Annotated in this window: 25 protein-coding genes and 1 pseudogene; 17 read left to right on the top strand and 9 right to left on the bottom strand. The window is 70.5% G+C overall.

Annotation, left to right across the window (positions count from 1 at the left end; all coding sequences use genetic code 11):
• Positions 1-47: 47 nt before the first annotated feature.
• Positions 48-278, top strand: a pseudogene (locus ACH5AF_RS11430) (ATP-binding protein); the annotation flags it as partial.
• A gap of 49 nt (positions 279-327) precedes the next feature.
• On the opposite strand, the gene ACH5AF_RS11425 reads toward ACH5AF_RS11430, so the two are convergent.
• The 4 genes from ACH5AF_RS11425 to ACH5AF_RS11410 form a co-directional block, all read right to left on the bottom strand.
• The gene (locus tag ACH5AF_RS11425) at positions 328-804 is read right to left on the bottom strand and encodes a MarR family winged helix-turn-helix transcriptional regulator (RefSeq protein WP_398901328.1); all 477 of its coding nucleotides are present in this window, start codon (positions 802-804) and stop codon (positions 328-330) included.
• Positions 805-929: 125 nt separating this feature from the next.
• Positions 930-1,712 carry an AIM24 family protein gene (locus ACH5AF_RS11420; protein WP_398901327.1) on the bottom strand — a complete coding sequence of 261 codons (783 nt, stop codon included), beginning with the start codon at positions 1,710-1,712 and terminating at the stop codon, positions 930-932.
• The gene (locus ACH5AF_RS11415) at positions 1,709-2,359 is read right to left on the bottom strand and encodes an AIM24 family protein (protein ID WP_398901326.1); all 651 of its coding nucleotides are present in this window, start codon (positions 2,357-2,359) and stop codon (positions 1,709-1,711) included. Before ACH5AF_RS11415 ends, ACH5AF_RS11420 begins: the two co-directional genes overlap by 4 nt.
• A gap of 1 nt (position 2,360) precedes the next feature.
• Positions 2,361-2,999 carry an AIM24 family protein gene (locus ACH5AF_RS11410; RefSeq protein WP_398901325.1) on the bottom strand — a complete coding sequence of 213 codons (639 nt, stop codon included), beginning with the start codon at positions 2,997-2,999 and terminating at the stop codon, positions 2,361-2,363.
• 169 nt (positions 3,000-3,168) lie between these two features.
• On the opposite strand from ACH5AF_RS11410, the gene ACH5AF_RS11405 reads away from it, so the two are divergent.
• From ACH5AF_RS11405 to ACH5AF_RS11370, 8 genes are all read left to right on the top strand, one after another.
• Positions 3,169-3,513 carry a DUF3817 domain-containing protein gene (locus tag ACH5AF_RS11405; RefSeq protein ID WP_398901324.1) on the top strand — a complete coding sequence of 115 codons (345 nt, stop codon included), beginning with the start codon at positions 3,169-3,171 and terminating at the stop codon, positions 3,511-3,513.
• Positions 3,510-3,803, top strand: coding sequence for an MTH1187 family thiamine-binding protein (locus ACH5AF_RS11400; protein ID WP_398901323.1), 294 nt, complete (start codon positions 3,510-3,512; stop codon positions 3,801-3,803). Before ACH5AF_RS11405 ends, ACH5AF_RS11400 begins: the two co-directional genes overlap by 4 nt.
• 160 nt (positions 3,804-3,963) lie before the next feature.
• Positions 3,964-4,653 carry a hypothetical protein gene (locus ACH5AF_RS11395; RefSeq protein ID WP_398901322.1) on the top strand — a complete coding sequence of 230 codons (690 nt, stop codon included), beginning with the start codon at positions 3,964-3,966 and terminating at the stop codon, positions 4,651-4,653.
• On the top strand, positions 4,650-5,330 hold the full coding sequence (locus tag ACH5AF_RS11390) for a DUF4166 domain-containing protein (RefSeq protein ID WP_398901321.1): 681 nt from the start codon (positions 4,650-4,652) through the stop codon (positions 5,328-5,330). Before ACH5AF_RS11395 ends, ACH5AF_RS11390 begins: the two co-directional genes overlap by 4 nt.
• Complete coding sequence (locus tag ACH5AF_RS11385) at positions 5,327-5,983, top strand: TetR/AcrR family transcriptional regulator (RefSeq protein ID WP_398901319.1); 657 nt, start codon at positions 5,327-5,329, stop codon at positions 5,981-5,983. The genes ACH5AF_RS11390 and ACH5AF_RS11385 overlap by 4 nt, the downstream gene beginning before the upstream one ends.
• A 532-nt stretch (positions 5,984-6,515) precedes the next feature.
• Complete coding sequence (locus tag ACH5AF_RS11380) at positions 6,516-7,025, top strand: MarR family winged helix-turn-helix transcriptional regulator (protein WP_398901318.1); 510 nt, start codon at positions 6,516-6,518, stop codon at positions 7,023-7,025.
• 53 nt (positions 7,026-7,078) lie between these two features.
• Positions 7,079-7,408 carry a DUF3817 domain-containing protein gene (locus ACH5AF_RS11375; protein ID WP_398901316.1) on the top strand — a complete coding sequence of 110 codons (330 nt, stop codon included), beginning with the start codon at positions 7,079-7,081 and terminating at the stop codon, positions 7,406-7,408.
• A gap of 78 nt (positions 7,409-7,486) precedes the next feature.
• A complete protein-coding gene (locus ACH5AF_RS11370) occupies positions 7,487-9,187 on the top strand; it encodes a methylmalonyl-CoA mutase (RefSeq protein WP_398901315.1) in 1,701 nt (566 codons plus the stop codon).
• 181 nt (positions 9,188-9,368) lie between these two features.
• Here ACH5AF_RS11370 and ACH5AF_RS11365 read toward each other — a convergent pair whose 3' ends face one another.
• Positions 9,369-10,016 (bottom strand): TetR/AcrR family transcriptional regulator, encoded by a 648-nt coding sequence (locus tag ACH5AF_RS11365; protein ID WP_398901314.1) that lies wholly within the window; start codon positions 10,014-10,016, stop codon positions 9,369-9,371.
• Positions 10,017-10,232: 216 nt separating this feature from the next.
• Between ACH5AF_RS11365 and ACH5AF_RS11360 the strand changes: the two genes are divergently transcribed.
• From ACH5AF_RS11360 to ACH5AF_RS11345, 4 genes are all read left to right on the top strand, one after another.
• Positions 10,233-11,201 (top strand): tetratricopeptide repeat protein, encoded by a 969-nt coding sequence (locus tag ACH5AF_RS11360; protein WP_398901313.1) that lies wholly within the window; start codon positions 10,233-10,235, stop codon positions 11,199-11,201.
• Positions 11,202-11,851: 650 nt separating this feature from the next.
• Complete coding sequence (locus tag ACH5AF_RS11355; protein WP_398901312.1) at positions 11,852-12,508, top strand: DUF6230 family protein; 657 nt, start codon at positions 11,852-11,854, stop codon at positions 12,506-12,508.
• 97 nt (positions 12,509-12,605) lie between these two features.
• Positions 12,606-13,154 (top strand): DUF6114 domain-containing protein, encoded by a 549-nt coding sequence (locus ACH5AF_RS11350; protein WP_398901311.1) that lies wholly within the window; start codon positions 12,606-12,608, stop codon positions 13,152-13,154.
• A 1-nt stretch (position 13,155) separates the two neighbouring features.
• Positions 13,156-14,463, top strand: a complete 1,308-nt coding sequence (locus tag ACH5AF_RS11345; RefSeq protein ID WP_398901310.1) for a hypothetical protein — start codon at positions 13,156-13,158, stop codon at positions 14,461-14,463.
• Positions 14,464-14,537: 74 nt separating this feature from the next.
• On the opposite strand, the gene pyk is transcribed toward ACH5AF_RS11345, so the two are convergent.
• From pyk to pta, 3 genes are all read right to left on the bottom strand, one after another.
• Positions 14,538-15,968, bottom strand: a complete 1,431-nt coding sequence (pyk, locus tag ACH5AF_RS11340; RefSeq protein ID WP_398901309.1) for a pyruvate kinase — start codon at positions 15,966-15,968, stop codon at positions 14,538-14,540.
• A gap of 74 nt (positions 15,969-16,042) precedes the next feature.
• Positions 16,043-17,260 carry an acetate kinase gene (locus ACH5AF_RS11335; RefSeq protein ID WP_398901308.1) on the bottom strand — a complete coding sequence of 406 codons (1,218 nt, stop codon included), beginning with the start codon at positions 17,258-17,260 and terminating at the stop codon, positions 16,043-16,045.
• Positions 17,257-19,407 (bottom strand): phosphate acetyltransferase, encoded by a 2,151-nt coding sequence (gene pta / locus ACH5AF_RS11330; RefSeq protein ID WP_398901470.1) that lies wholly within the window; start codon positions 19,405-19,407, stop codon positions 17,257-17,259. Before pta ends, ACH5AF_RS11335 begins: the two co-directional genes overlap by 4 nt.
• A gap of 336 nt (positions 19,408-19,743) precedes the next feature.
• Here pta and ACH5AF_RS11325 point away from each other — a divergent pair, with 336 nt between their 5' ends.
• The 4 genes from ACH5AF_RS11325 to ACH5AF_RS11310 all read left to right on the top strand — a co-directional run bounded on the left by ACH5AF_RS11325 (position 19,744) and on the right by ACH5AF_RS11310 (position 25,401).
• Positions 19,744-20,769 (top strand): ATP-dependent 6-phosphofructokinase, encoded by a 1,026-nt coding sequence (locus ACH5AF_RS11325; RefSeq protein ID WP_398901307.1) that lies wholly within the window; start codon positions 19,744-19,746, stop codon positions 20,767-20,769.
• 339 nt (positions 20,770-21,108) lie between these two features.
• Positions 21,109-22,209 (top strand): RICIN domain-containing protein, encoded by a 1,101-nt coding sequence (locus ACH5AF_RS11320; protein ID WP_398901306.1) that lies wholly within the window; start codon positions 21,109-21,111, stop codon positions 22,207-22,209.
• A 477-nt stretch (positions 22,210-22,686) separates the two neighbouring features.
• A complete protein-coding gene (locus tag ACH5AF_RS11315) occupies positions 22,687-24,237 on the top strand; it encodes a M4 family metallopeptidase (RefSeq protein ID WP_398901469.1) in 1,551 nt (516 codons plus the stop codon).
• A 189-nt stretch (positions 24,238-24,426) separates the two neighbouring features.
• Complete coding sequence (locus ACH5AF_RS11310) at positions 24,427-25,401, top strand: LuxR C-terminal-related transcriptional regulator (RefSeq protein WP_398901305.1); 975 nt, start codon at positions 24,427-24,429, stop codon at positions 25,399-25,401.
• Positions 25,402-25,422: 21 nt separating this feature from the next.
• Here the strand turns inward: ACH5AF_RS11310 and ACH5AF_RS11305 are convergent, their stop codons facing one another.
• The gene (locus ACH5AF_RS11305; RefSeq protein ID WP_398901468.1) at positions 25,423-26,034 is read right to left on the bottom strand and encodes a helix-turn-helix domain-containing protein; all 612 of its coding nucleotides are present in this window, start codon (positions 26,032-26,034) and stop codon (positions 25,423-25,425) included.
• Between the last annotated feature and the right edge of the window lie 456 nt (positions 26,035-26,490).

Below are 26,490 nucleotides of genomic sequence, written 5' to 3'. Positions count from 1 at the left end.
CCGCGGTCACCGCGGCCGTACGGGAGGACCGCGGCCGGGTCGTGTTCGCGGTCGGTGACGACGGGTCGGGCGTGCCCCAGGAGCAGCGGGAGCGGATCTTCGAGCGGTTCGTGCGCCTGGACGACGCCCGCAGCCGGGACGAGGGCGGGGCCGGTCTGGGGCTTGCCATCGCCCGTGATGTGGCGCGGCGCCACGACGGGACGCTCACGGTGAGCCGTTCCCCGGCGGGCGGAGCGCTGTTCGAGCTGCGCCTGCCGCACGCGGCGGAGCCCTCGTAGGGCGGGCGCGGGCCGGGGTGGCGGCCCCGGGGACGCTCGGCCCGGGGGTTCAGAGCTTGCCGCGCCGCCCGCGCAGGTGTTCCGCGACCGGGGACAGGGCCTCCCGCAGGTCGGAGAGCGCCTCGGGCGTCAGCAGATCGATGAAGTGCTTTCGCACGGAGGCGACGTGGTACGGGGCGACCTTCTGCATCGTCGCGATGCCGTCGTCGGTCAGCACCGCGTACAGGCCGCGCCGGTCCGACTCGCAGTTCTCCCGTCGGACGAGCCCGGCGTTCTCCATACGGGTGATCTGGTGCGAGAGGCGGCTCTTGGACTGCAGCGTGGCGGCGGCGAGGTCGCTCATCCGCATACGCCGTTCCGCCGACTCGGAGAGGTTGACCAGGATCTCGTAGTCGTTGTTGGTCAGGCCGAACGGCTGGAGGTCCTTCTCGAGCTGATGCATCAGGAGCTTGTTGACCTCCAGGTGCGTGCGCCACGTGCACTGCTCGTCATCGGTCAGCCAGCGAGTGGCCGTCTCGGTCTCCATATATGCATTCTACCTAAGAAGTTGAAAAGCGGACGAAGTTGGGGGGTGTGACGTCCGGCACCTGTGCCGCCCGAAGGCCGCACAGGGTGCGCAGACGTTCGACGTCACACTCCGCAGACTACCGCTCACAGGCCGAAGCGACGCTGGAGGTCCCCGAGCTGGCCGGGAAGGCGCGGTGCGGATCCGGGTTGACCGGCACCTCCACCGGGAGGACGACCGCCGGGAACGCCCGGTTCCGCCCCTACGGTGCCCGTCCGCTGATCCGGCATCAGCACCTCGCTCGACTGCAGCAGCACCGTACCGGCACCGACGAACTCGAACTGGTGCTCCTCGCCCGAGGCCCCGCCGATCCCGGTGATCGCCCGCAGTCCGCCCATCACGCCCGTCATATAGCCATGGTCGTAGTGGTGACAGGGGGAGGGGCAGTCCGCCCACCCCACCAGCGCCTGCGGATCCACCCTGATCGGCGGCTCCATGAAGACCACGGGGCCGTTGGAGGCTGCCACGAACTTCCCCGTCCCGATCAGGGTGAGGAAGCCCGGCACGATCGACTGTTTCAGCGCCAGCGAAGGCTGGTAGGCGAGCAGGTTCCCCGACCGGATCGTCAGATTGCCGTCCTCGAGGTCGTAGGAGTTGACGTCGAAGGCGCGGTCGGCGAGCAGCATCTTGCCGCTGCCCTCGGCCACCACCCAGTCGCCGGCGTGCAGCGGTGAATGGAAGGACGTCCGCAGCAGCCGGTCGAACCGGCCGTGGCCGATTCCGTTGAAGTCGATGCGCCCGTAGTAGGCGATCATCTTGCCCTTCTGGAGGAACCACTGGCTGCCCTTGAGTTCCACACAGAAGGTGTACGCGTCGACGTTGTCGTCGCTCGGAAGGGTCGTCGGGTCGTGGATGACGGGCGTGCTCACAGCTTCTCCTCCGACGCCTGGACGTACACCACACCACTGCCGCTGAGCTCCAGCTGGAACGCCTCGCCCGAGCCGCGCCCCACCATGTCGCGCCAGCCGAGCGCCGTGGAGAGCTTGTTGCGCACGTCACCGTGGTGCGCGACATACGCCTGGGGGTCGACGTGGACCGCGCGGCCCGGAGTGATCGGCAGCTCGATCACCCCTCCGTGCGCCATCACCGCGACCGCGCCGTGGCCGGCCAGGGTCGTGGTGAACAGCCCCTGCCCGGTGACCTGACCGCGCACCATGCCCATGACGCCGCCCTGCGAGCCCATGAACATCGTGCCCTGCTGCAGACTGCCGTCGAAGGCGAGCAGCCGGTCGGCCTCGACGTACAGGGTGTCGCCGGTCAGCTGGATCACCTGGATGTGGTGGCCGCCGTGGCCGAACATCACCGTGCCGTTGCCCTCGACGGTCATCAGCGGCGTCGCCTCGCCCGCGACCCGCCGGCCGATCATGGACATCAGGCCGCCCTGGCCGCCCTGGATGTTCGGCGTGAAGGAGACGTCCCCGTTGTAGGCGAGCATCGCGCCGCGCTGGGAGTACAGCGTCTGACCGGGCGACACGGTCGCCTCGACCATCTTCGAGTTGATCTCACGGAACGGCATGTCAGACGTCCCCTCCCACCGTGTTGCGCTCGCTCGGCTGGACGTAGACCAGCCCGTCGCCCTCGAAGCGGATCTGGAACGCCTCGCCGCCGCCCTCGCCCATGAACGTCCGGAAGGTCACGCCGGACTGGAAGTCCTGGCGCAGGTCTCCCTGGTGGGCGATGTACGCACCGGGATCGACGGTGAGCGGATACTGCGGGGTCACCCGGAGGATCACAGCCGGGCCGTCGGACATGATCGCGGCCTGGCCCGTGCCCTCGACGGTGGTCGTGAACAGGCCGTTGCCCTGGGAGGCGCCGCGCAGGCCGGTGAAGCTCGTGCCGGTGCGCAGTCCGCCGTCGGTGCACAGCAGATTGCTCGCCTCGACGTAGAGCTTGTCGCCGTGCAGCCGCACCAGGTTGATCTCGCTCGCCCGGTCGGCGAAATAACAGGTGCCCTGCCCCTTCACCTCCATGATTTCCATCTGCTCGCCGGTGAGCCGGCGGGTGACCATCCCCCGGATGCCCTCACCGCCGCCGGACATCTTCTTGAAGGCCATCTGGCCGTCGTACGCGACCATCGAGCCGTTCTTCGCTTTGACGGCGTCGCCGGTCATGTCGACGGCGAGCACCTTGCTGCCTTGGAGTCGGAACGTTGCCACGCAGTGACGTTATCCGGTGGTCTGTGCCCCCGACAGAGTCCTCAGGGATGATCCGGACCCTGACAAAGGAGTGGCAATGGGAGCTGCCACAATGGGGCCCGGCGCTTGTGCATTCATTCACAAGATCGCCTGCCCGGCCATGCCCGCTCCGACGTCGAAGGTGCCTTCCGTGGACATCAAGACCGCCTCCTCCCTCCACCGCCTCCGCCTGGTCTCCACGCCGGAGGCCGTCTCGTTCCTCCTGCTGCTCGTCTGCTCGGTACTCAAGCGGACGACGGACTTCAACGCGGTCCCGGTCATGGGTGCGATCCACGGTGTGCTCTTCATCCTCTACGTCCTGTTCTGGCTGGACGCCTGGAACCGCACCAAGTGGAACCCGAAGACGGCCGCGCTCTATTTCGTGCTCTCGGTCCTGCCCTTCGGCGGCTTCTTCGCCGAGCGCAGGCTCAAGCGTGCGGCCGAGGATGCGGTCGTCGCCTCCCGTGCCCGTCAGGAAGGCAAGGTCAACGCATGATCGTCGCGTTCTCCGTGACGCCCCTCGGTGTCGGCGAGGACGTCGGTGAGTATGTCGCCGACGCGGTCCGCGTGGTGCGTGAGTCGGGCCTGCCCAACCGTACCGACGCGATGTTCACCTCGATCGAGGGCGACTGGGACGAGGTGATGAACGTCGTCAGGCGCGCCGTCGCCGCGGTCGAGGCCCGTGCCCCGCGCGTCTCCGTCGTTCTGAAGGCCGACATCCGCCCCGGCGTCACCGACGGTCTGACCTCCAAGGTCGACACCGTGGAACGCCATCTGCGGGCCTGATCAGCCGCCTCTTCTTCGAGCCCCCCGGTCTTTGTGACCGGGGGTTTCGCATGTCCTGGGGCCCTGGCCGCCTTTCCGGCTTGAGCGATTGCTCAAGAGACGCTACGGTCCGTCCGTTACCGCAGTTGAGCGGTTGCTCAAAGCGAGATCCGGGGGACCGGTGGGCCTGTACATCGAGATACGTATCCGCGCGGACATGGACACGCTCTGGGAGCGCACCCAGGAGCCCGCGCAGCATCAGCGGTGGGATCTGCGCTTCACCGAGATCCACCGGCTGCCGGGTGCCCCCGATGCGCCCCAGAGCTTCCGGTACGCCACGCGCGTGCTGCCCTTCGTCACCGTCGCCGGCACGGGCATCAGCGCCGGCGAGCGGCACCGGGCCGGGGAGCGGGTCTCCGCCCTGCGGTTCGCCTCCCCGCACCCGCTGTCCCTGCTGAAGGAGGGCAGCGGCTACTGGCGCTATGTGCCGGCCGGCGACGGTGTCCGCTTCCTGACCGGGTACGACTACCGGCCGCGCTGGGGCCGGTTCGGCCGTATCGCGGACCGCGTGGTCTTCCGGCCCCTCATGGGATGGGCGACGGCCTGGTCCTTCGACCGGCTCCGCCTGTGGTGCGAGCGGGACATCGGTCCCGGGCGATCGCTGGCGTTCGCGCTCGCGGAGTCCGGCGCACGGCTCGCCGCCGTCAGCGCCGCCGCCGTGTACGCACCGCCCGCCGCGGCCGTCGCCGTCGCCGCGGCCGCCCTGGTGCTGCCGCCCTCACCCGTGACCCCCGCGGCCCGGCGCTGCCTGCGCACTCCGCCGCCGCGCACGGCCCCGCCCGCTCTGCTCGCCACCCTGGAGTCCGCATGACCTCGATCTTCCGCGCCGCCATGGGCGACGCCTTCGACCGCCTGCACCCCCAGCTCCAGCGGCGCTTCTCCGTCGGCCTCGACAGCGGCGAGGCGTGCACCGGACACGGCGTCATGGACCGGATCTGGCACGGCCCGGCCTTCGTCAAACCTTTCCTCGCGCTCGGGGGCAGCCGCAACATCCTCGTCCCCCGCACCGGCCGGAACGTTCCCTTCACCATCGAGAACGTCCCGTACGCCGACTCCTACGGCCGCGAGACCGTCACCTTCGTGCGCACCTTCGCCCTGCCCGGCCGCCCCCGCCGGTTCGACGCCACCATGGTCCTCGCCCCCGAAGGCGACCGCGTGCTCGACTACCTCGGCACCCATCAGCACCTGGCCAGCGACCTCCACCTGTCCGCCGGACCGGACGGGTCGCTGCTCATCCGCTCCGGCGAACACCGCTTCCGGGAAGGCCCGTTCGACCTGCCCGTCCCGCACCTGATCGGCGGCGACGCCGAGGTCCGCGAGTCGTACGACGAGGACAGCGGCCGCTTCCGCATCCGGGTCCGGGTCACCAACCGCCGCTTCGGCCCGCTCTTCGGCTACGAGGGCTCGTTCACCGCCGCGTACACCGACGTACGCTCCCACGGGGTGCGCGCAGGGCTGCGCCCGGTACGTGAGGAGATGCGGGCGTGAGCCAGGAGACCAGGCAGAAGCTGCTGGAAGGAGCCCTGCGCACCCTCACGGAGCAGGGCATCGCCAAGACCTCCGCCCGCTCCGTCGCGGCCGCGGCGGGAGTGAACCAGGCCCTGGTCTTCTACCACTTCGGCTCGGTCGACGAACTGCTCGCCGCCGCCTGCCGGTTCGGCGCCGAGCAGCGCGTCGCCCGCTACCGCGACCGCCTGGCGGGCATCACCACGCTCGCCGGACTGCTGGAGTTCGGCCGCCGGATGCACGAGGAGGAACGGGCGGGCGGCCATGTCGCGGTCCTCGGTCAACTGCTGGCCGGTGCCCAGACGCAGTCCCGCCTCGCGCCCGCGACCGCCGCCGGACTCGACCTGTGGATCACCGAGATCGAGAACGTGCTCGCCCGGGTGCTCGCCGGGTCCCCGATCGCCGAGTTCACCGACCCCACGGGCCTGGCCCGGGCCGTCGCCGCGTCGTTCGTCGGCCTGGAGCTCTACGAGGGGGTCGACCCCGAAGGCGCGGAACGCGCGCTGGGTGCCCTCGGCCAACTGGCGGCCCTCGTCGCGGCCCTCGACGAACTCGGGCCCATGGCACAGCGCGCCGTCAGGCACCGGCTGAAGCGCTCCGCACGGGGCGAGGTGGCCGGGGGCGCCAGGTCCTGACGATCAGTCAGCTATGTCCGAGCCTGTGCGACCCCTGCGGGCTGCGCGCGTCCTGCGCCGGGTGGCCGTAGCGGCGGCGGGAGGTCAGCAGCCCGTGGCCCCGACACCGACGACGGCGCCAGAGCGAACAGCCGCGCCGGTGTCGTCGTGTCGACCGGTTCCTCCAGCGCGCACCGCACGTCTGCGCGCACCCACCCGAGCGGGTCGGCCGGCGCCTCGGACGCACGGTCGGCCGGCCACTGGTCCCCAGGCCGCCGATACCGCGCGCCCGCTCCCGGATCCGCGCCCGCTCCAGGGTCCCGCGCGCCGCGGTCGGCCTGCTGCCCATGGTCGGCTGCGCGGAGCGGACCGCCTCGCCCCCGGCGCTGGTCCTGCTGGTGCCGACGGGTGTGAGCCTGGCCTACCCGGCGGCCTCGGCGGGGGACCGGCCCGACGCCGGGCCGGTCTGCCGGAGCGGCAGCGTCAGTGGCGGCTTCGACCGAAGAGCGAGACGGGGCTGACCACGATATGACCAGTCGGTAAGGTCGGTGCCGTGCCGAAGCCGCTCAGTCTTCCCTTCGATCCCATCGCCCGAGCCGACGAGCTCTGGCAGCAGCGATGGGGGCCCGTGCCCTCGATGGCAGCGATCACCTCCATCATGCGCGCGCACCAGATCCTGCTCGCCGAGGTCGACGCCGTCGTCAAGCCGTACGGGCTGACCTTCGCCCGCTATGAGGCGCTGGTGCTCCTGACCTTCTCCAAGGCGGGCGAGCTGCCCATGTCGAAGATCGGCGAGCGTCTGATGGTCCACCCGACCTCCGTGACGAACACCGTCGACCGCCTCGTGCGGTCCGGACTGGTCGACAAGCGGCCCAACCCCAACGACGGGCGCGGCACGCTCGCCTCCATCACCGACAAGGGCCGCGAGGTGGTCGAGGCCGCCACCCGCGAACTGATGGCGATGGACTTCGGACTCGGCGTGTACGACGACGAGGAGTGTGCCGAGATCTTCGCGATGCTGCGGCCGCTGCGGGTGGCGGCGCACGACTTCAAGGAGAAGTAGCCCCGGGCAACCCCGGCGAAGATCGCCCCTTGCGCCCCGTTACGCTCGATGCCATGAAAGCGAATGTGCTGACCCGCTACCGGGTGATGGCCTACATCACCGCCGTGTGGCTGCTCGTCTTCACCGGCGCCATCGCCTTGAAGTACGGGTTCGAGACCGGCGACACCATGCTGATCTCGCAGATCCACGGTGTGCTGTTCATCATCTACGTCGTCTTCGCCTTCGACCTCGGCTCCAAGGCGAAGTGGCCCTTCGGCAAGCTGCTGTGGGTGCTGGCCGCCGGCTGCATCCCGTTCGCTTCCTTCTTCGTCGAGCCGAAGGTCACCCGCGAGGCCCGCGCCCTGATCACGGACGCCGCGGCCCCGGTCGAGGCCGAGGCGTAACACCATGTGACGGCCGCGAGCAAGGCTCGCGGCCGTCAGCCGTCGACATTTACTAGGACGTCCTAGTAAATTTGAAGCATGGACGCTGACGCGATCGAGGAAGGCCGCCGACGCTGGCAGGCCCGTTACGACAAGGCCCGCAAGCGGGACGCCGACTTCACCACGCTCTCCGGGGACCCGGTCGAGCCGGTCTACGGGCCGAGGCCCGGGGACACCTACGAGGGTTTCGAGCGCATCGGCTGGCCCGGTGAGTACCCCTTCACCCGCGGCCTGCACGCCACCGGCTACCGCGGCCGGACGTGGACCATCCGCCAGTTCGCCGGCTTCGGCAACGCCGAGCAGACCAACGAGCGCTACAAGATGATCCTGGCCAACGGTGGCGGCGGCCTCTCCGTCGCCTTCGACATGCCGACGCTCATGGGCCGCGACTCCGACGACGCCCGCTCGCTCGGCGAGGTCGGCCACTGCGGCGTCGCCATCGACTCGGCCGCCGACATGGAGGTCCTCTTCAAGGACATCCCGCTCGGCGAGGTCACGACCTCCATGACGATCAGCGGCCCGGCCGTGCCCGTCTTCTGCATGTACCTGGTCGCCGCCGAACGCCAGGGCATCGACCCGTCCGTCCTCAACGGCACGCTCCAGACGGACATCTTCAAGGAGTACATCGCCCAGAAGGAATGGCTCTTCCAGCCCGAGCCCCATCTGCGCCTCATCGGCGACCTGATGGAGCACTGCGCGGAGAAGATCCCCGCGTACAAACCGCTGTCCGTCTCCGGCTACCACATCCGCGAGGCCGGCGCGACGGCCGCGCAGGAGCTCGCGTACACCCTTGCCGACGGCTTCGGTTACGTCGAACTCGGCCTGTCCCGCGGCTTGGACGTCGACATCTTCGCACCCGGCCTGTCCTTCTTCTTCGACGCGCATCTCGACTTCTTCGAGGAGATCGCCAAGTTCCGCGCGGCACGCCGGATCTGGGCGCGCTGGATGAAGGAGGTCTACGGGGCGCGGACAGACAAGGCCCAGTGGCTGCGGTTCCACACCCAGACCGCCGGTGTCTCGCTCACCGCCCAGCAGCCGTACAACAACGTCGTACGCACCGCCGTCGAGGCGCTGTCCGCGGTCCTCGGCGGCACCAACTCCCTGCACACCAATGCCCTCGACGAGACGCTCGCCCTGCCGAGCGAGCAGGCCGCCGAGATCGCGCTGCGCACCCAGCAGGTGCTGATGGAGGAGACCGGCGTCGCGTGCGTCGCCGACCCGCTGGGCGGTTCCTGGTACGTCGAGCAGCTCACCGACCGGATCGAGGCCGACGCCGAGAAGATCTTCGAGCAGATCAAGGAGCGCGGCCGCCGCGCCCACCCGGACGGCCGGCACCCCATCGGCCCGATGACGTCCGGCATCCTGCGCGGTATCGAGGACGGCTGGTTCACCGGCGAGATCGCCGAGTCCGCCTTCCGCTACCAGCAGGCGCTGGAGAAGGGCGAGAAGAAGGTGGTCGGCGTCAACGTCCACCACGGCTCGGTCACCGGCGATCTGGAGATCCTGCGGGTCAGCCACGAGGTCGAGTGGGAGCAGGTCCGCGTGCTCGGCGAGCGCAGGGACCGGCGGGACGAGGCCGCGGTGCGCGCCGCGCTGGACACGATGCTCGCCGCCGCACGCGACGGCTCCAACATGATCGGCCCGATGCTCGACGCGGTCCGTGCGGAGGCGACCCTCGGCGAGATCTGCGGGGTGCTGCGCGACGAGTGGGGCGTCTACACGGAGCCGCCGGGCTTCTGAGCGGGGCCGGTCAGGGCGGGGCCGGGCTTTGGAGCAGGGCCGGTCGGGGCGGGGTCGGGCTTTGGAGCGGGGCCGGTCGGCCGTTCCCGTGCCCCCGGCCGGCTGTCACACGGGAGTCACCGGTGCCGTGCCCCGGCCGACTGTCACACGGGAGTCACCGGTGCCGTGCCCCGGTCGGCCGTCACACGGAGAGCGCGCCGAGCCCGGACACCAGCAGTGCGGTGAACCGGCGCGCCCACTCCGCGTCCACGGGCTTCGCGCTCACCAGCGCCCGGTGGACGACGGCGCCCGCCACCACGTCGAAGATCAGGTCCGTGTTGCGGGCACCCGTCTCGGGATCGGCCTCGTACGGAAGCTCGCCGCGGGCCTGAGCGCGTGCCCGGCCCTCCACCACCAGCCGCTTCTGCCGGTCGACGATCGCCTCACGGATCCGGCCCCGCAGCGCGTCGTCGCACGTGGACTCCGCGACGACACCCATGAGCGCGGTCTTGGTCTCCGGTCGGCCGAGCAGGTCGGCGAACTGAAGGACCACGCCCTCCACATCGGCGACGAGGCTGCCGCGATCGGGGAGTTCGAGCTCGTCGAAGAGCACGGCCACGGCGTCGACGACGAGCTCGTTCTTGTTCGTCCAGCGGCGGTAGAGCGTGGTCTTGGCGATTCCCGCGCGGGCGGCCACCTCGCCCATGGTCAGCTTCGACCAGCCCAGCTCGACGAGCGAGGCGCGGGTCGCGGCCAGGATCGCGGCATCGGTCTCCGCGCTGCGGGGCCGTCCCGTACGACCCTTACGTACAGGTTCGGGGTGGGCGCTGCTGGACATGTCCGAGACCATACCGGCCGGTAAGCACACTCTGTGAGGCAGTTCACCGGGGAAATCTCACACGGGTGAACGCGATGGAGATACGCTACGACTCGTAGCGAAAGCCCTGTCCGAGCGACAGGGCGGGAGCGACGACCACAGGCGCCGAGGTGGGGACCCGGCGCCGACCCAAGCCGGATCTTACGGCCGGCTTTTCACATGCGCGTGCGGAAGGGGGAGGATGTACGCATGCAGCCTAGGAACATGTCCATGAGCGGCGTCGTCGACCTCGCCGCGGTGAAGGCGGCCGGAGAGGCCAAGGCGAAGGCGGAGCAGGCCCGCGCGCAGGCCGCCCGGCAGGGCGGCGGCGGTGCCGAGCCGCCTTCCGCCCTGGTGATCGAAACCGACGAGGCCCGCTTCGAGCACGATGTCCTGCAGCGTTCCGCCGAGGTCCCGGTCGTCATCGACTTCTGGGCCGAGTGGTGCGAGCCGTGCAAGCAGCTCAGCCCGCTCCTGGACCGTCTCGCGAAGGAGTACAACGGCCGGTTCGTCCTCGCCAAGATCGACGTGGACGCCAATCAGATGCTCATGCAGCAGTTCGGTGTCCAGGGCATCCCGGCGGTCTTCGCCGTGGTCGCGGGCCAGGCGCTGCCCCTCTTCCAGGGGGCGGCACCCGAGGCGCAGATCCGCCAGACGCTCGACCAGCTGATCCAGGTCGCCGAGGAGCGTTTCGGACTGACCGGCATCACCGTGGACCAGGACGCATCCGGCGAGGCGGCCGAGGCCCCCGTTCCGGCCGGCCCGTACGACGCCCTGCTGGGCGCGGCCATGGACGCGCTGGACGCGGGCGACTTCGGCGGCGCGATCCAGGCGTACAAGAACGTGCTGGCGGACGACCCGGCCAACAGCGAGGCCATGCTGGGCCTCGCTCAGGCCCAACTGCTGGGCCGTGTCAAGGACATGGACCCGCAGCGGGTCCGCAAGGACGCCGCCGACAACCCCGGCGACGTGCAGGCCCAGATCGCCGCGGCCGACCTCGACCTCGTCGGCGGCCACGTCGAGGACGCCTTCGGCCGACTCGTCGAGACCGTCCGGCGCACCGCGGGCGCGGACCGCGACGCGGCACGGGTGCGCCTGCTCGAACTCTTCGAGGTCGTCGGTCCGGATGATCCGCGGGTGACGGCATCGCGCCAGGCACTCGCACGGGTGCTGTTCTGAGATCGCGTTGACAGCGATTCTGACAACGGCGCCCTGAGTGTGCCGATCTGGCAGTTTTGCGGCGGTGGTACCGAGTGCGGTGCCACCGCCGTTTTGGCGACACAGCGACAATTTGCGACACCGCTTTACCAAAACTTGGTAATGCGAGCAGCTGTTACTCCGAGTACATCAACCCGCTGGTTCTGTCCGTTTATTGACGGCAATCTCCCGCTCTGCTCCCACGGTCGCTGGCACCCTGTGTGCTCGGTCGGCGTCACGCGGTCGTGGGGCGGTTATCAGGCCGTTACTAGCGAGTAACGAACCACTTGTGTCCGCGCCGTGAATGGACCACGATCGGCCACGCTCGGTCCAATACCGCATCAGCCCGGCCTCCAGCCGTGCCGCGGTCCGTTGGGTCCCCACCGGGCCGGTCGGCGGCAGTGGCGCCGGCCGCGGACAGGGGGGTTCCTGCCTGAACCGCAGGGCCTGTCCGACCGGTTGCGCGAGAGTGCGGCCAGTGGTTGTCGCTCGGGGGTGATCGCCGGTGTTTCGGACGCAGTCAGCGCCTGAAAGTACAGGCGCTCTCCTTCCCGAGGACGTAGCGCTTCTCCCATCCCAGGACGGGCCCGAGGGCCCGTACCGGAGATGTACGTCCGAGAAGGAGGAAAGTCATGGAGTCTGTGGCTCGTGGCGGAACCAGATGGAAGCGGTTCGCCCTTGTCATGGTGCCGAGCGTGGCCGCGACGGCCGCGATAGGCATCGGTCTGGCACAGGGGGCGCTCGCCGCGTCCTTCGCCGTGTCCGGCCAGGAGTTCAAGGTCAAGGCCGGATACCTCGACGGTACTGGGTTCGCCCAGTACGGTGGCGTCGACATGGGGTACAAGGACCTCAAGGGTGACGAGAAGGTCGCGCACCCCGTCGCCATCTCGACGTTCAAGAACGCCTCGATCGAGGACATGTGCCAGTCGGTCGTCACCGACGTGCCGTTCCTCGGCAAGGTCACGCTGCGCCTGACCGCAGGTGACAAGGGCACGGCGGTCAAGGCGAAGAACCTTTACCTGGACGTGTCCGAACTGGACGCGAACGCCAAGTTCACGAACATCGACATCGGCGTCGCGGCCAAGGACACGGACAACCCCGGTGTGGGCAAGGGTCCCGCGGTCAAGGACAAGTCGATCCTTGAGAACGGCTTCGCCCAGCAGGCCGACCGGGCGCAGCTGACCGGTGTCACTCAGAAGGCGTGGGCGACCACCGCCGGCACCTTCGAACTGAGTGGCCTGAGCATGCGCCTGCACAAGGGCGACGGCCCCAAGGTCGAGTGCTACTGACGGTCATCCCGTCCGGGCGGGCGGGTGAAACTCTGGCAGCTTCGCCCGCCCGTCACCCTCTTCACACAGCAACGCCAGTACCAGGGAGCTGTTTTCCATGAGCGCCGAGTCTGCAGTGTCACCGGGGCGGGACGAGAACTACATCCGCGTCATTCGGCGGAACTTCCGCATCTGGCGGGGACAACGGCCCTTCTGGGCAGGCCTGTTCACCGTGCTCGGCGGAATCCCGATCGCCTACTTCCCGTACGCGAGCCTCAAGCTCGGCCATATGACGCTCTCGATGGCGACGACGGCGGGCGCGGGCTCTCTCATCATCGGCGTACTGCTGGTCACGCTGGGTCTGACGATGTGGTTCCACCACATCGTCCGGGTGTTCGCAGGCGTCGCCACCATTCTCCTGGCGCTGATCTCCATCCCGATCGCCAACCTGGGCGGCTTCATCGTCGGCTTCGTGTTCTCGCTCGTCGGCGGCGCGCTCGCGCTGTCGTGGGCGCCGGCGAAGCCCGCAGCCGCCCCGACCAATCAGGCGCCGGCCCCGGCGAGCGACGTGCACGTCTCTCCCGTACCGGAGCAGTGGGACGGCCCCGGCGCGTACGCGCACGAGACAACCATCGAAGGCAACGGCGGGAGGAACAGTGCCGGGTGACGTGACACCACCGCTGACCGCGGGGGCGGGCGGCGACGGTTCGCGCGAGCGACGAGGGCCGCGGCACGCCGCCCCGAAGAAGTCGCTGCTGACCAGGATCCAGATGCCGGCGAGCAAGGCGATAGCCCTGGCGGCGATGCCCACTGCCGTCTTCGTGGGCATGGGTCTCACCCCCAAGCTGGCACTCGCCGACGACAAGGAGATTCCTTTCGCCCCCGGGCCGTGCGTGACGCGCTCGGACGAGCCGGCGGAGTCCGAGTCCCCCTCGCCCTCCGAGTCGGTGAAGCCGTCCCTGACGCCGTCGCCTTCCGACAGCGCGAAGCCGACGCCGACGCCGAGTGACACGTCGGTCCCGGACGTCCTGGAGCCGAAGCCGTCCGAGAGTCCGTCCGCGGCCCCGGCCGACAAGACCGCGGAGGTCGCGCCGCCGGAGGCGACCCCGAGCGAGACCGCGAACCCGCTCGACCCGCTGGGCGTGGGCGACGCGCTCAAGGACCTGTTCGACGGCCCCGACGAGGAGCCGGAGGCCAGTCCGACGCCGACGCCGACGCCTACCGACAGCGGTACGCCGTCGGACGAGCCGAGCGAGTCTGCCGAGGAGCCCGTGGAGAAGCCGGCCGAGGAGCCCGCCGACACGGTCGACGACACGGTCGACGGCACGGCGGACGACACGGTCGACGGCGCGGTCGACAAGACCAAGGACGCGATCAAGGACGCGGCGGACAAGGCCGGCGCCACCGTGGAAGAGCTGGACGAGGACGTCAAGGGACTCGACCCCAAGCAGGACGAGGACATCCCGGACGGCGCCAAGCCGCCCTTCCCGTGCCCGACCGCCGACCCCGAGGCGCTGGCCGACGCCCAGATGGAGCCCGGCCTCCCGCTGCTCCCGGACGACCCGTGGGTCCTGGAGAGTTCGCGGCTGACGCTCAACGGCCTGGACTACAAGGGCATCGTCGAGGTGAAGACGGGCAGCGGAAAGACCAAGAAGGTGCTGAAGTTCACCGCGACGGGTGTGGACATCAAGGACCTGCACCAGCTGGTCGTCGGTCCGAACGGCACGACCGCGCACGTCGAGGCGTCGAAGGGCTCCACGTCGACGATCCGCGACGGCGAGGTGACGATGTACACGGAGGAGCTGAAGGGCAACCTCTTCGGCATCATCCCGGTCACGTTCACCCCTCAGACACCGCCGCCGCTGAACGTCCCGTTCGCCTTCTTCACCGATGTGAAGGTGACCCAGGCCGGCCAGTTCGGCGGGACCCTGACGGTCCCCGGCCTGCACAACTACTTCACGGGCGGAAAATCCTGATTTCCCAAAAGCCACCGGGAGCCGCGAAAGACTGTGGGCCGCACCCCTTCGGGGGTGCGGCCCACAGGCGTGTGTCAGGACTTCGTCTCGCCGCCCAGGTGGTGCACCCGGACCATGTTCGTCGTGCCCGGGACACCCGGAGGGGAGCCGGCGGTGATGACCATCGTGTCGCCCGCGTTGTAGCGCTGGAGCTTCAGCAGCGCCGCGTCCACCAGCTCCACCATCGCGTCTGTCGTCGCCACGAACGGTGCCAGGAAGGACTCCACGCCCCAGCTCAGCGCCAGCTGGTTGCGGGTGGACTCGTCCGTCGTGAAGGCCAGGATCGGCTGGGACGCGCGGTAGCGGGACAGGCGGCGGGCCGTGTCGCCGGACTTGGTGAAGGCGACCAGCGCCTTGCCGTCCAGGAAGTCGGCGATCTCGGCGGCCGCCCGGGCCACCGAACCGCCCTGGGTACGCGGCTTCTTGCCCGGGACCAGCGGCTGCAGGCCCTTGGAGAGCAGTTCCTCCTCCGCCGCGACGACGATCTTCGACATCGTCTTGACCGTCTCGATCGGATACGCGCCGACCGAGGACTCCGCGGAGAGCATGACCGCGTCCGCACCGTCCAGGATCGCGTTGGCGACATCGGACGCCTCGGCGCGCGTGGGGCGCGAGTTGGTGATCATCGACTCCATCATCTGCGTCGCCACGATCACCGGCTTGGCGTTGCGGCGGCACATCTCGATGAGTCGCTTCTGCACCATCGGGACCCGCTCCAGGGGGTACTCGACGGCCAGGTCGCCGCGCGCCACCATCACGCCGTCGAACGCCATGACGACGTCCTGCATGTTGGCGACCGCCTGCGGCTTCTCGACCTTGGCGATGACCGGGACCCGGCGGCCCTCCTCGTCCATCACCTTGTGCACGTCCTTGACGTCGCTCGCGTCGCGGACGAAGGAGAGCGCCACCAGGTCGCAGCCCATGCGGAGTGCGAAGCGCAGGTCGTCGATGTCCTTCTCGGACAGGGCCGGGACGTTGACCGCGGCGCCGGGCAGGTTGATGCCCTTGTGGTCGGAGATCACACCGCCCTCGACGACGATCGTCTTGACCCGCTGGCCGTCGACCTCGACGACGCGCAGCTCGACGTTGCCGTCGTTGATCAGGATCTGGTCGCCCTTGGAGACGTCGCCGGGCAGGCCCTTGTACGTGGTGCCGCAGATGGACTTGTCACCGGGGACGTCCTCGGTGGTGATGGTGAACTCGTCGCCGCGGACCAGTTCGACCGGCCCCTCGGCGAAGGTCTCCAGGCGGATCTTGGGACCCTGGAGGTCGGCCAGCACGCCGATGGCGCGCCCCGTTTCCTCGCACGCCTGACGCAGGCGGTGATACCGCTCCTCGTGCTCAGCGTGGGTCCCGTGGCTCATGTTGAAACGGGCCACGTTCATGCCGGCCTCGATGAGCGCTTTCAGCTGCTCGTAGGAGTCGACGGCGGGGCCCAGTGTGCAGACGATTTTGGAACGGCGCATAAGGCGGATCCTATCGGTTTGTTTCCCTGCGGAATATTCCGTCTGGTGGAATGTACAAATGGGCGCCGGCCCGCTCAGGCGTTCACCATGTTTTTCACGAGGTCGTAGCTCTGCCTGGCGATCTCCAGCTCCTCGTCGGTCGGAACCACGGCCACCGCGACCCGTGCGGAAGCCGGCGAGATCAGCCGCGCCTCGCCCGAGCGCACGGCGTTGAGCTCCGCGTCCACCACCGGGCCCAGCGCCTCCAGACCGGCGATCGCCGCCTCACGGACCGGCGCGGCGTTCTCGCCGACCCCGGCGGTGAAAGCGATCGCGTCCACCCGGCCGAGTACGGCGTAGTACGCCCCGATGTACTTCTTCAGCCGGTGGACGTAAATGTCGAACGCCAGCCCCGCCCGCTCGTCACCCGCGTCGACACGGCGCCGGATCTCCCGCATGTCGTTGTCGCCGCACAGGCCCACCAGGCCGCTCTTCTTGTTGAGCAGGACATCGACGTCGTCGGCCGACATTCCCGCCACCCGCATGAGGTGGAAGGTCACCGCCGGATCGATGTCACCGGAGCGCGTACCCATCACGAGCCCCTCCAAGGGCGTCAGCCCCATCGAGGTGTCCACACAGCGGCCGCCCCGCACCGCGGACGCGGAGGCGCCGTTGCCCAGGTGCAGCACGATGACGTTCACCTCGGACGGGTCCTTGCCCAGCAGGGCCGCCGTCGCCCGCGACACATAGGCGTGCGAGGTGCCGTGGAAGCCGTAACGGCGGATGCGGTGCGTGTCGGCCGTCTCGACGTCGATGGCGTACCGGGCGGCCGACTCCGGCATCGTCGTGTGGAAGGCCGTGTCGAACACCGCGATCTGCGGCAGGTCCGGCCGCAGCGCCTGCGCGGTACGGATCCCCGTGATGTTCGCCGGGTTGTGCAGCGGTGCGACCGGCACCAGCCGCTCGATCTCCGCCAGCACCTCGTCCGTGATCACGGTCGGCTCGGTGAACCGCAGGCCGCCGTGCACCACCCGGTGGCCGATCGCCGCGAGTTCAGGGGAGTCCAGGCCGAGGCCGTCGCGCGCCAGTTCGTCGCCGACCGCCTTCAGCGCGGCCGAGTGGTCGGCGATCGCTCCCGTACGCGCGCGCCGCTCGCCGTCGCCGGCCGGCGGGGTGTGCACCAGGCGCGAGGTGGACTCGCCGATCCGCTCGACCAGGCCGACCGCCAGCCGCGCGCTGTCGCGCATGTCCAGCAACTGGTACTTCACCGACGACGAGCCGGAGTTGAGGACGAGTACACGGGTGGCGGTCATGCCGGGAGCTCCTGAGCCTGGGACTGGATCGCGGTGATCGCGACCGTGTTGACGATGTCGCTGACGAGTGCGCCGCGCGAGAGGTCGTTGACCGGCTTGCGCAGGCCCTGCAGCACCGGGCCGACCGCCACCGCGCCCGCCGAGCGCTGCACGGCCTTGTACGTGTTGTTGCCGGTGTTCAGGTCCGGGAAGATCAGGACCGTCGCCCGGCCCGCCACCTCGGAGTCGGGCAGTTTCGTCGCCGCGACGGACGGCTCGACCGCCGCGTCGTACTGGATCGGGCCCTCGATGCGCAGGTCCGGCCGGGACTCGCGGACCAGCTTCGTCGCCTCCCGCACCTTGTCCACGTCCGCGCCCGTGCCCGATGTGCCCGTGGAGTACGACAGCATCGCGATCCGCGGCTCCACACCGAAGCGGGCGGCCGTGGCGGCCGACTGGATCGCGATGTCCGCGAGCTGCGCGGCGTCCGGGTCCGGGTTGACCGCGCAGTCGCCGTAGACGAGCACCCGGTCGGCCAGGCACATGAAGAAGACGGACGAGACGATCGACGCTTCGGGCTTGGCCCTCCCGTCTCCCGCCACCGCCCCGTCCGACGCTCCCCCGGACTCCGTCCGGGGGGACCCCCTTCGCGCGGCCCCCTTTGTTCTCATGATCTCGAAGGCGGGGCGGATCGTCGCCGCGGTGGAGTGCACCGAGCCCGACACCATGCCATCGGCCAGGCCCTCGTCGACCATCAGCGTCCCGAAGTAGTTGACGTCCGCGACGACGTCGTGCGCCAGCTCCACCGTCATGCCTTTGTGCGCGCGCAGCCCCGCGTACCGCTCGGCGAAGGTCTGGCGCAGCTCCGAGGTCTGCGGGTCGATCAGCTGCGCCGCCGAGAGGTCGATGCCGAGATCGGCGGCCCTCTTGCGGATCTGCTCGGTGTCCCCGAGCAGCGTCAGGTCGCACACGTCGCGGCGGATCAGCACATCGGCGGCGCGCAGCACCCGCTCCTCCGTGCCCTCGGGCAGCACCACGCGGCGGCGGTCGGCACGGGCCTGCTCCAGCAGCTCGTGCTCGAACATCATCGGCGTCACCCGGCCGCTGCGGGCGACCGCGAGCCGGGCCAGCAGATCGGCGGTGTCCGCATGGCGCTCGAACAGACCGAGCGCGGTCTCCGCCTTGCGGGGTGTGGAGGCGTTCAACTTGCCCTCCATCGCGAACAGTTCACCGGCCGTCGGGAAGCTGTTGCCCGGGACCGAGATCACCGGCGTGCCGGGCGCGAGGCGCGAGGCGAGCGTGAGGATCTGCTCGCTCGGGCGCTCGTTCAGCGTCAGCAGTACGCCCGCGATGGGCGGCGTGCCCGCGGAGTGCGCGGCGAGCGCGCCCACGACCAGGTCGGCGCGGTCGCCGGGCGTGACCACCATGCAGCCGGGCGTCAGGGCACCCAGGAAGGTCGGCAGCATCGCGCCCCCGAAGACGAAGTCCAGGGCGTCGCGCGCGAGGCCGGAGTCGTCCCCGAGGAGCACGGTGCCCCCGAGGGCGTGCGTGATCTGGGCGACCGTGGGTGCGGACAGCGCGGGCTCGTCGGGCAGCACATAGCAGGGGACGGGAAGGCGGGCCGCGAGCCGCTCGGCTATCGCGGTGCGGTCGGCGGGCGCGACCCGGTTGGCCACCATCGCGAGGACGTTGCAGCCCAGGCCCTCGTACGCCCGGTAGGCGTTGCGGGTCTCCGCCCGGACGGACTGAGGCGTCTGGCCCTTGCCGCCGACCACCGCGATCACCGAGGCGCCGAACTCGTTCGCGAGCCGGGCGTTGAGCGCCAGCTCGTCCGGGAGCTGCGTGCCCGCGTAGTCCGTGCCGAGTACGAGGACGACCTCGTAGTCCCTGGCCACCCGCAGGAAGCGTTCGACCAGGGCGGCGACCAGCTCGTCGGTGCCCTTCTCGGCCTGCAGCGCCGCCGCCTCGTGGTAGTCGATGCCGTACACCGACGCGGGGTCCTGGGACAGCCGGTAGCGCGCCCTCAGCAGCTCGAATAGCCGGTCCGGCCCGTCGTGGACGAGCGGGCGGAAGACACCGACCCGGTCCACCTGGCGGGTCAGGAGCTCCATGACCCCCAGCTCGACCACCTGCCGTCCGTCTCCGCGGTCGATCCCGGTCACGTACACTCCCCCTGCCTTCGGCGGGTGGTGCCCCCTGCTCGTCACGCGTGCTCTCCGTCCATCGCGTCGTTTCGGTACGTCGTGCAGGCCGTGCCGCGGGCGGCCGACTGTGGGCGTGCAGAAAAACCGCCCGGGGCGGCATCGCCCTCTTGACAATACCCCTGGGGGTAGATAAAGCGCCCGTCGGGCACGACGGGGCGTGGACCGTCCACCGACCGTCCGCCGACCGTCCGCCGACCATCCGCGGGCCGTCCTGTGAGGCTGGGAGCGCGGGCGGTTCGGGCACCGTGGGACAATCGGACCGGGCTCACAGGTATCACGACGGGCAGGAGACAGGGCACGATGCGCATCGGAGTTCTCACCGCAGGTGGCGACTGTCCCGGCCTCAACGCAGTGATCCGGTCGGTCGTGCACCGCGCCCTGACCGGTCACGGCGACGAGGTCATCGGCTTCGAGGACGGCTTCCGGGGTCTGCTCGACGGCCACTACCGTCCCCTCGACCTCAATGCGGTGGGCGGCATCCTCGCCCGGGGCGGCACCATCCTCGGCTCCACCCGCCTGGAGCGCGGCCGACTGCGCGAAGCGGCGGAGAACGCGGCCGAGTTGGCGAAGCAGTACGGCATCGACGCGCTCATCCCCATCGGCGGCGAGGGCACGCTGACGGCGTCCCGCATGCTGTCCGAGGCCGGGATGCCCGTCGTCGGCGTCCCCAAGACGATCGACAACGACATCTCCTCCACCGACCGCACCTTCGGTTTCGACACGGCCGTCATGGTCGCCACCGAGGCCATCGACCGCCTGAAGACCACCGCCGAGTCGCACCAGCGGGTGATGGTCGTCGAGGTCATGGGCCGGCACGCGGGCTGGATCGCCCTGGAGTCGGGCATGGCGGGGGGTGCGCACGGCATCTGCCTGCCCGAGCGGCCCTTCGAGGTCGACGACCTGGTGAAGATGGTCGAGGAGCGTTTCGCACGGGGCAAGAAGTTCGCGGTCGTCTGCGTCGCCGAAGGCGCGCACCCGGCCGAAGGATCGATGGAGTACGCCAAGGGCGAGATCGACCAGTACGGGCACGAGCGCTTCCAGGGCATCGGCAACCGGCTGGCCGCGGAGCTGGAGCGGCGCCTCGGCAAGGAGGCCAAGCCGGTCATCCTCGGCCATGTGCAGCGCGGCGGCACGCCCACCGCGTACGACCGTGTGCTCGCGACCCGGTTCGGGTGGCACGCGGTGGAGGCGGCGCACCGCGGCGACTTCGGGAAGATGACGGCCCTGCGCGGCACGGACGTGGTGATGGTGCCGCTGGCCGAGGCGGTCACCCAGCTGAAGACCGTGCCGAAGGACCGGATGTTCGAGGCGGAGTCCGTGTTCTGAGCGGGTCCTCGTTCTGAGCGGGTCCGTGTTCTGAGCGGGTCCAATGTTCTGAGCGGGTCCGTGTTCTGAGCGGGTCCTCCTCGCCGGTTCTGCCCGAGCTTCTGCCCGAATGGCCTTGGCCGCCCCCCGTGGACGGTCAAGGCCACTCGTTCTTCCCCCGTCGCCCCTCTCTGTGATCCCCCGTGCCCCCTGCCCCCCGGCCTGCCCGCGTCGTGGTGAGTGCGTGAATCCGGTTGGCGCAGATCACTCTTGAGTTCCGCGGCGCTCCTCGCAAGGCTGTTGCCCGTCCGGGACATGTCCCACCCTGTCCCGCCTGGTGAGACGGCAGAAGGAGAGCGGATGACGGGGGCCAGGAGCGGTGCTCCGGATCCGGAACGGGCGGGCGGCGCACCTGAGTTCGTGGCCGCTCTGCAGGCACTCAAGGACTGGTCGGGGCTGACGTACCGGGAACTGTCCTCCCGCGCCGAGACCATCGGCGACGTGCTCCCGCGCTCCACGGTCGCCAACATGCTCGGCCGCGGCACGGTGCCGCGCGAGGAGCTGGTCGCCGCCTTCGTCCGGGCCTGCGGATGCGATCCGGGCGAGCTGGACACCTGGCTGCGGGTGCGCAAGGAGCTGGCGCGCGGTGAGCGGCAGGCCGGGGAGTCACCGGACGTCACGTCGGCGGCCGCCGGGGCCGCGGGGGAGGCACCGGACGCCGTGACGCCCGCGGCCGGCCGGGCCGTCGGCGGGCCCGCCGCCCCGGCGGCGCACGCTCCGGCGCCCGCCTCCCCCGCACCGGCATCGGCATCCGCACCCGGCTCCCCGGTGCACCGGTCGCGCCGCCGGACATGGGGGGTGCCGGCCGTCGCCGGAGTCCTGATCGTCGCCGCCGCCGTGGCCGCCGCCGTCACCCTCGTCGGCGGCGAGGGCAGCGACGGCAGTGGCGGCGGACGCACGGAGAGGTCCGCGCCCCTGCCCGTCGCGTCCGGGCCGGGGCCCGCGCCGGCGCCCGGAGCCGTGTCGATCAGAGCCGTTCACTCCGGGCTGTGCCTCGCGGAGGACGGCGGCCAGAACGGCCAGCTGTTCCAGCGCACCTGTGCACCGGATTCGATCCCGCGCTTCTCGCTGGAGCGGATCGACGGCGGCTGGCTGCTGGTGACGTTCCATCAGCGGTTCGGGGAGGGCTGCACCGGTGTGCGGGACAGGTCGGCGGCAGCCGGCGCGCCGGTCGAGGACCAGGAGTGCGGCAAGCGCGGCCCGGCCGAGGCGTTCCGCCTGGAGCCGGTCGGCTCACCCGTACGCGGTTACCGGCTGCGGCCGCTCCACAGCGACCTGTGTGTCGGCGTGGCGGACGGCACCACGCGGGCGGGGGAGCCGGTACGGCAGCTGGAGTGCGCCGGTGACATGAAGGGGCAGCTCTTCGCCTTCGATCGCAGGACACCCGCCGCGGCGGGATGAACCGGCGCCCGCCTGCCGAGGGGGGAAGGGCCGCTCGCCCGCCCCGGAGGAAACGCACCTTCGCGCTGACGGGGTCATATCGCCATCAATGCGCGCGAACGGCCTTTCGGCGGGGCACCTCGGGCTGGCAAACCGGACGTAGCCGCTGACGCGATTCGGCATGTCGGGTATACGACAGCCCTTCATTTGTCTGACCTCTGTCATTCAGTCATCCGTTACTGGCAGTCTCGGCCAGGTTCCACCGGGCATGCCGAACACCCCCGCCCCACCCGGCACTTGTTCCCCACGATGTCCGCCGGGGCCCGGCGTCGGCGTGCCCGCGAGCTCCTGACACCGCATCAGGGCGGCCACACCCCGCCGCTCACCCCCCGCCGGGCCGCGGACACCGCGCGGCCCCCTGCCGAGGAGACTTGAGTGACACGCAGTACCACCCGCAGGGCGACCACCCGAGCCGCCGTTCTCGCGGCCTCGGCCGCGATGGTCGTCGTGGGTATGCAGACCGGTCCGGCCACCGCCCAGGCCGACCGGGCGGACGGCGCGGCGGCGACCGCGCCGGCGTCCGCCGACCGGGCCACTGCCGTCAGGGCGGCGCAGGCGCGGGCCGGCGCCGAGGCGAAGGCCCTCGGCCTCGGGGACAAGGAGAAGCTTGTCGTCCGTGACGTCATCAGGGACGCCGACGGCACCGTGCACACGCGCTACGAGCGCACCTACGCCGGACTGCCGGTCCTCGGCGGCGACCTCGTTGTCCACGAGAGGAAGAACGGCAAGCGCGCCGTCACCAAGGCGACCGCCGCCCGTATATCCGTGCCCGGCACCGAAGCGAAGGTGTCCGCGTCGGCCGCCGAGAAGTCCGCGCTGAAGACCGCCGCGGCCGGGGAGACCGACAAGGCCGCGGCCGAGGGCGCCCCGCGCAAGGTCGTCTGGGCGGCATCCGGCAAGCCTGTACTGGCCTGGGAGACCGTCGTCACCGGCGTGCAGCACGACGGCACGCCCAGCGAGCTGCGTGTCGTCACCGACGCGGCCACCGGCGCCGAGCTGTACGCGTACGAGACGGTGCACACCGGCACCGGCACCGGCGACTACAACGGCACGGTCCCGCTCACCACCACGCCCAACGGCAGCACCTTCGACCTCAAGGACGGGGCGCGTGGCGGTCACCGCACCCTCGACATGAACCAGTCCACCAGCGGCTCGGGCACCCTCTTCAACGACGCCGACGACCTCTGGGGCGGCGGCCGGCAGAACGCCGCGGTCGACGCTCACTACGGCGCCGCGGTCACCTGGGACTACTACAAGAACGTCCACGGCCGCAGCGGCATCAAGAACGACGGCGTCGCCGCGTACTCCCGCGTCCACTACGGCAACGCGTACGTCAACGCCTTCTGGTCCGACTCCTGCTTCTGCATGACCTACGGCGACGGTGCGAACAACGCCAAGCCGCTCACCTCGCTGGACGTCGCCGCCCACGAGATGACCCACGGCGTCACGTCCAACACCGCGAGGCTCGTCTACCGCGGGGAGTCCGGCGGCCTCAACGAGGCCACGTCCGACATCTTCGGCACCGCCGCCGAGTTCGGCGCGTCGAACACGGCCGACCCCGGCGACTACCTCATCGGCGAGAAGATCGACATCCGCGGCAACGGCACCCCGCTGCGCTACATGGACAAGCCGAGCAGGGACGGCAACTCCAAGGACTACTGGTACAGGGGCCTCGGACGCGTCGACGTCCACTACTCCTCGGGCCCGGCGAACCACTTCTTCTACCTTCTCTCCGAGGGCAGCGGCGCCAAGACGATCAACGGCGTGAGCTACGACAGCCCGACCTACGACGGCAGGGCCGTCGCCGGCATCGGCCGCGTCAAGGCCGAGCAGATCTGGTACAAGGCGCTGACCGCGTACATGACCTCCACCACCGACTACGCGGGCGCCCGCACCGCCACCCTGTCCGCCGCGACCGACCTCTACGGCGGGAGCAGCGCAGAGTACCAGGCGGTGAACGCCGCCTGGGCCGCGGTCAACGTCAGGTGACCACCCGCTGAGCCGCCGGGACGACCCCGTCGTCCCCGGGCCGTGCCGTACCGCCGCCGCACCGGGCCGGACGGCACGGCCCTGTTCCGCAAGGTTCCCGCAAAGACTGTGGTCCCCCCACCGCACCCCGCCGGGCCTCTGACATCATCCCTTGCGCCGTACGCAACAGGCCGAGGGGAGCGAGCAGTCATGGCGGAGCGGACAAGGGGCAAGGGCCGCGTCCTCCCGGTCGACGACCCCGTCCTGGAAAAGGTCTACGCCGAGCTCGCCCGCGCGCCCTGGCTCGACCTCGGGGAGCTCGCCGCCCTGGCCTCCCTCACCGAGCGCGAGACCCGCGAGGCGCTGGACCGCCTGGTCGACCTCGGGGCCGCCGAGCCCGCCACCGGGCTGCCGCTCGAGGTGGCGCTCCTGCCGCCGAGCGCGGTGGCCGCCGAGTGGGTGCGTCGCCTTGAGGACCAGGTGATCCAGTCGCACCAGGCCGTCGAATCACTCACCCAGGAGTACCTCGCCGCCCGCGGTGCGGGCAGCGCGTCGCGGATCCGGGCCGTTTCCGCCGAGGAGATGCTGCACCTCTTCGAGACCGGTCAGGAGAACTGCCGCGTCGGCGTGCGGGGCATAGCCGCGCCGCCCTTCGCGGCGGTGATCGGCACCAACGACCAGCGCCAGCTGCGGCGGATGGGCGACGGCATCTCGTACCGGACGATCTACGCCGCCGAGGCGCTGAACCACCCCGCCGCCCGCGCGAGCATGCTGCACACCCTCGCGCACGGCGAGGAGGGACGCTTCATCGCCCGCACCCCGATGAAACTGGTCATCTTCGACGAGGATCTCGCCCTGGTGCCGGTGGTGTCGCGGACCCGGACCTCCGAATCGCTGGTGATCGGCCCGTCCGACCTGCTCGACGGCTTCCTCAGCCTCTTCGAGACCGTGTGGGAGATGGCGATGCCGCTCGGTGTCGAAGGCACGCTCGACACCGCTCTCGGCGACGAGGACCGGGAGTTGCTGTGCCTGATGGCCGCGGGCTCGACCGATCTGCGCATCGCCCGCCACTTCGGGGTCTCCTCCCGCACCGTCGAGCGAAGGATCAAGACCGTGCTCGAACGGCTGGGCGCCACGAGCAGGTTCCAGGCCGGCGCGCTCGCCGCCCGCCGCGGCTGGCTGTGAAAACGCCGCGGCCGGCGCGGGTCAGACGTCGGCCAGGGCCCAGAAGTGGTCCACGATGCGCTCCAGGAAGTCGCGGCCCGCTCCACCCGTGTCCCTGGACGCCTCGCCCCAGCTGAGGGTCGCCACCATCCGGGACTGGTAGTCGGCGTGCAACTGCTGGAGCACGTCCTCCAGTCGGCCGCGGTCCAGCGGGAGCATCTTGCCCGCCGGGCGGACGTACGCCTGCCAGCGCGCGGTCACCGCGCTGCGCAGCAGCTCGGCCAACTCCTCGTCGCGACCTGTCGCCTGCAGCAGCTCACGTGGCGTCAGGCCGAGGGTGTCGGCGAGCGCGGTGGTCTGGCGCTCGTTGCCGCGCCAGCGGCCCGAGTCCTCCATCCGCCGGTACGCGGCCGTGTCGAGACCGACGCGGCGGGCGACGTCCTCGACCGCCATGCCACGCGCTATGCGGTGCTCGCGCAGGGTCGTCGCGGCGGCGAGCAGTTCGCCGGGGGAGCACCACAGCACACCCGCGAGGGCGGTCAGTTCACGGGAGCCGGGTGCGGCGAGCCCGCGTTCCCATGCCATGACCGTGTCCGGTGTGACCTGGAGCCCGTACTGGGCGCGCAGCCCGTACGCGACATGGCCGGGCGCCATCCCCAGGGCCTGGCGCAGTCGGCGCGCGGCGGGGGCGTTGAAGGGTGGGGAGGGGATGTGCTGCACGCGCTCAAGGTAAGGGAACACATGCCTTGGCGACTACAGTGCGTTTCCCCCAAGTTACATGTCGTAGGAATCTCCGAGCTGATCAACAGCGGTCGACGTAGGCGGGGGCTACCGAAGGGTACGGGCGTGAGGGCCGTTGATCGTCCCTCCCCTGATCACCCCTTGACCGCCCCGCCGAGGCGAACCCGCCGCCGAGCCGCCTCTTCCGGCACCACCGCCACGCCGTCCGTAAAGTTCTTCATCAGCCATACGTACCAGGGGAGTTGGGCGGCGGCGAGGGACAGCGCCGTGCTTGGGATGCAGGGGCACGACCGCCTCCGAGCCGGGGAGCCGGACGCAGGGCCGTGGGTGCGGGCTGCGGGCGGCTGCCCGTGACCGTATGACCCGTCA

Origin of the sequence: Streptomyces sp. NPDC018833 (genome assembly GCF_044390825.1) — a bacterium.
Taxonomy (GTDB): domain Bacteria; phylum Actinomycetota; class Actinomycetes; order Streptomycetales; family Streptomycetaceae; genus Streptomyces.
Note: the sequence above shows the minus strand (reverse complement) of the source record. Positions and strands in the feature narration are given on the sequence as shown.

Coding starts and splice junctions, on each gene's coding strand:
- ACH5AF_RS11325 (WP_398901307.1), top strand. CDS start 19,744: ATGCGCATCGGAGTTCTCACCGCAGGTGGCGACTGTCCCGGCCTCAAC.
- pyk (WP_398901309.1), bottom strand. CDS start 15,968: ATGCGCCGTTCCAAAATCGTCTGCACACTGGGCCCCGCCGTCGACTCC.
- ACH5AF_RS11370 (WP_398901315.1), top strand. CDS start 7,487: ATGGACGCTGACGCGATCGAGGAAGGCCGCCGACGCTGGCAGGCCCGT.
- ACH5AF_RS11355 (WP_398901312.1), top strand. CDS start 11,852: ATGGAGTCTGTGGCTCGTGGCGGAACCAGATGGAAGCGGTTCGCCCTT.
- ACH5AF_RS11320 (WP_398901306.1), top strand. CDS start 21,109: ATGACGGGGGCCAGGAGCGGTGCTCCGGATCCGGAACGGGCGGGCGGC.
- ACH5AF_RS11360 (WP_398901313.1), top strand. CDS start 10,233: ATGCAGCCTAGGAACATGTCCATGAGCGGCGTCGTCGACCTCGCCGCG.
- ACH5AF_RS11335 (WP_398901308.1), bottom strand. CDS start 17,260: ATGACCGCCACCCGTGTACTCGTCCTCAACTCCGGCTCGTCGTCGGTG.
- ACH5AF_RS11305 (WP_398901468.1), bottom strand. CDS start 26,034: ATGGCGCCCGGCCATGTCGCGTACGGGCTGCGCGCCCAGTACGGGCTC.
- ACH5AF_RS11425 (WP_398901328.1), bottom strand. CDS start 804: ATGGAGACCGAGACGGCCACTCGCTGGCTGACCGATGACGAGCAGTGC.
- ACH5AF_RS11310 (WP_398901305.1), top strand. CDS start 24,427: ATGGCGGAGCGGACAAGGGGCAAGGGCCGCGTCCTCCCGGTCGACGAC.
- ACH5AF_RS11390 (WP_398901321.1), top strand. CDS start 4,650: ATGACCTCGATCTTCCGCGCCGCCATGGGCGACGCCTTCGACCGCCTG.
- ACH5AF_RS11365 (WP_398901314.1), bottom strand. CDS start 10,016: ATGGTCTCGGACATGTCCAGCAGCGCCCACCCCGAACCTGTACGTAAG.
- ACH5AF_RS11415 (WP_398901326.1), bottom strand. CDS start 2,359: ATGCCGTTCCGTGAGATCAACTCGAAGATGGTCGAGGCGACCGTGTCG.
- ACH5AF_RS11350 (WP_398901311.1), top strand. CDS start 12,606: ATGAGCGCCGAGTCTGCAGTGTCACCGGGGCGGGACGAGAACTACATC.
- ACH5AF_RS11400 (WP_398901323.1), top strand. CDS start 3,510: ATGATCGTCGCGTTCTCCGTGACGCCCCTCGGTGTCGGCGAGGACGTC.
- ACH5AF_RS11375 (WP_398901316.1), top strand. CDS start 7,079: ATGAAAGCGAATGTGCTGACCCGCTACCGGGTGATGGCCTACATCACC.
- ACH5AF_RS11315 (WP_398901469.1), top strand. CDS start 22,687: ATGGTCGTCGTGGGTATGCAGACCGGTCCGGCCACCGCCCAGGCCGAC.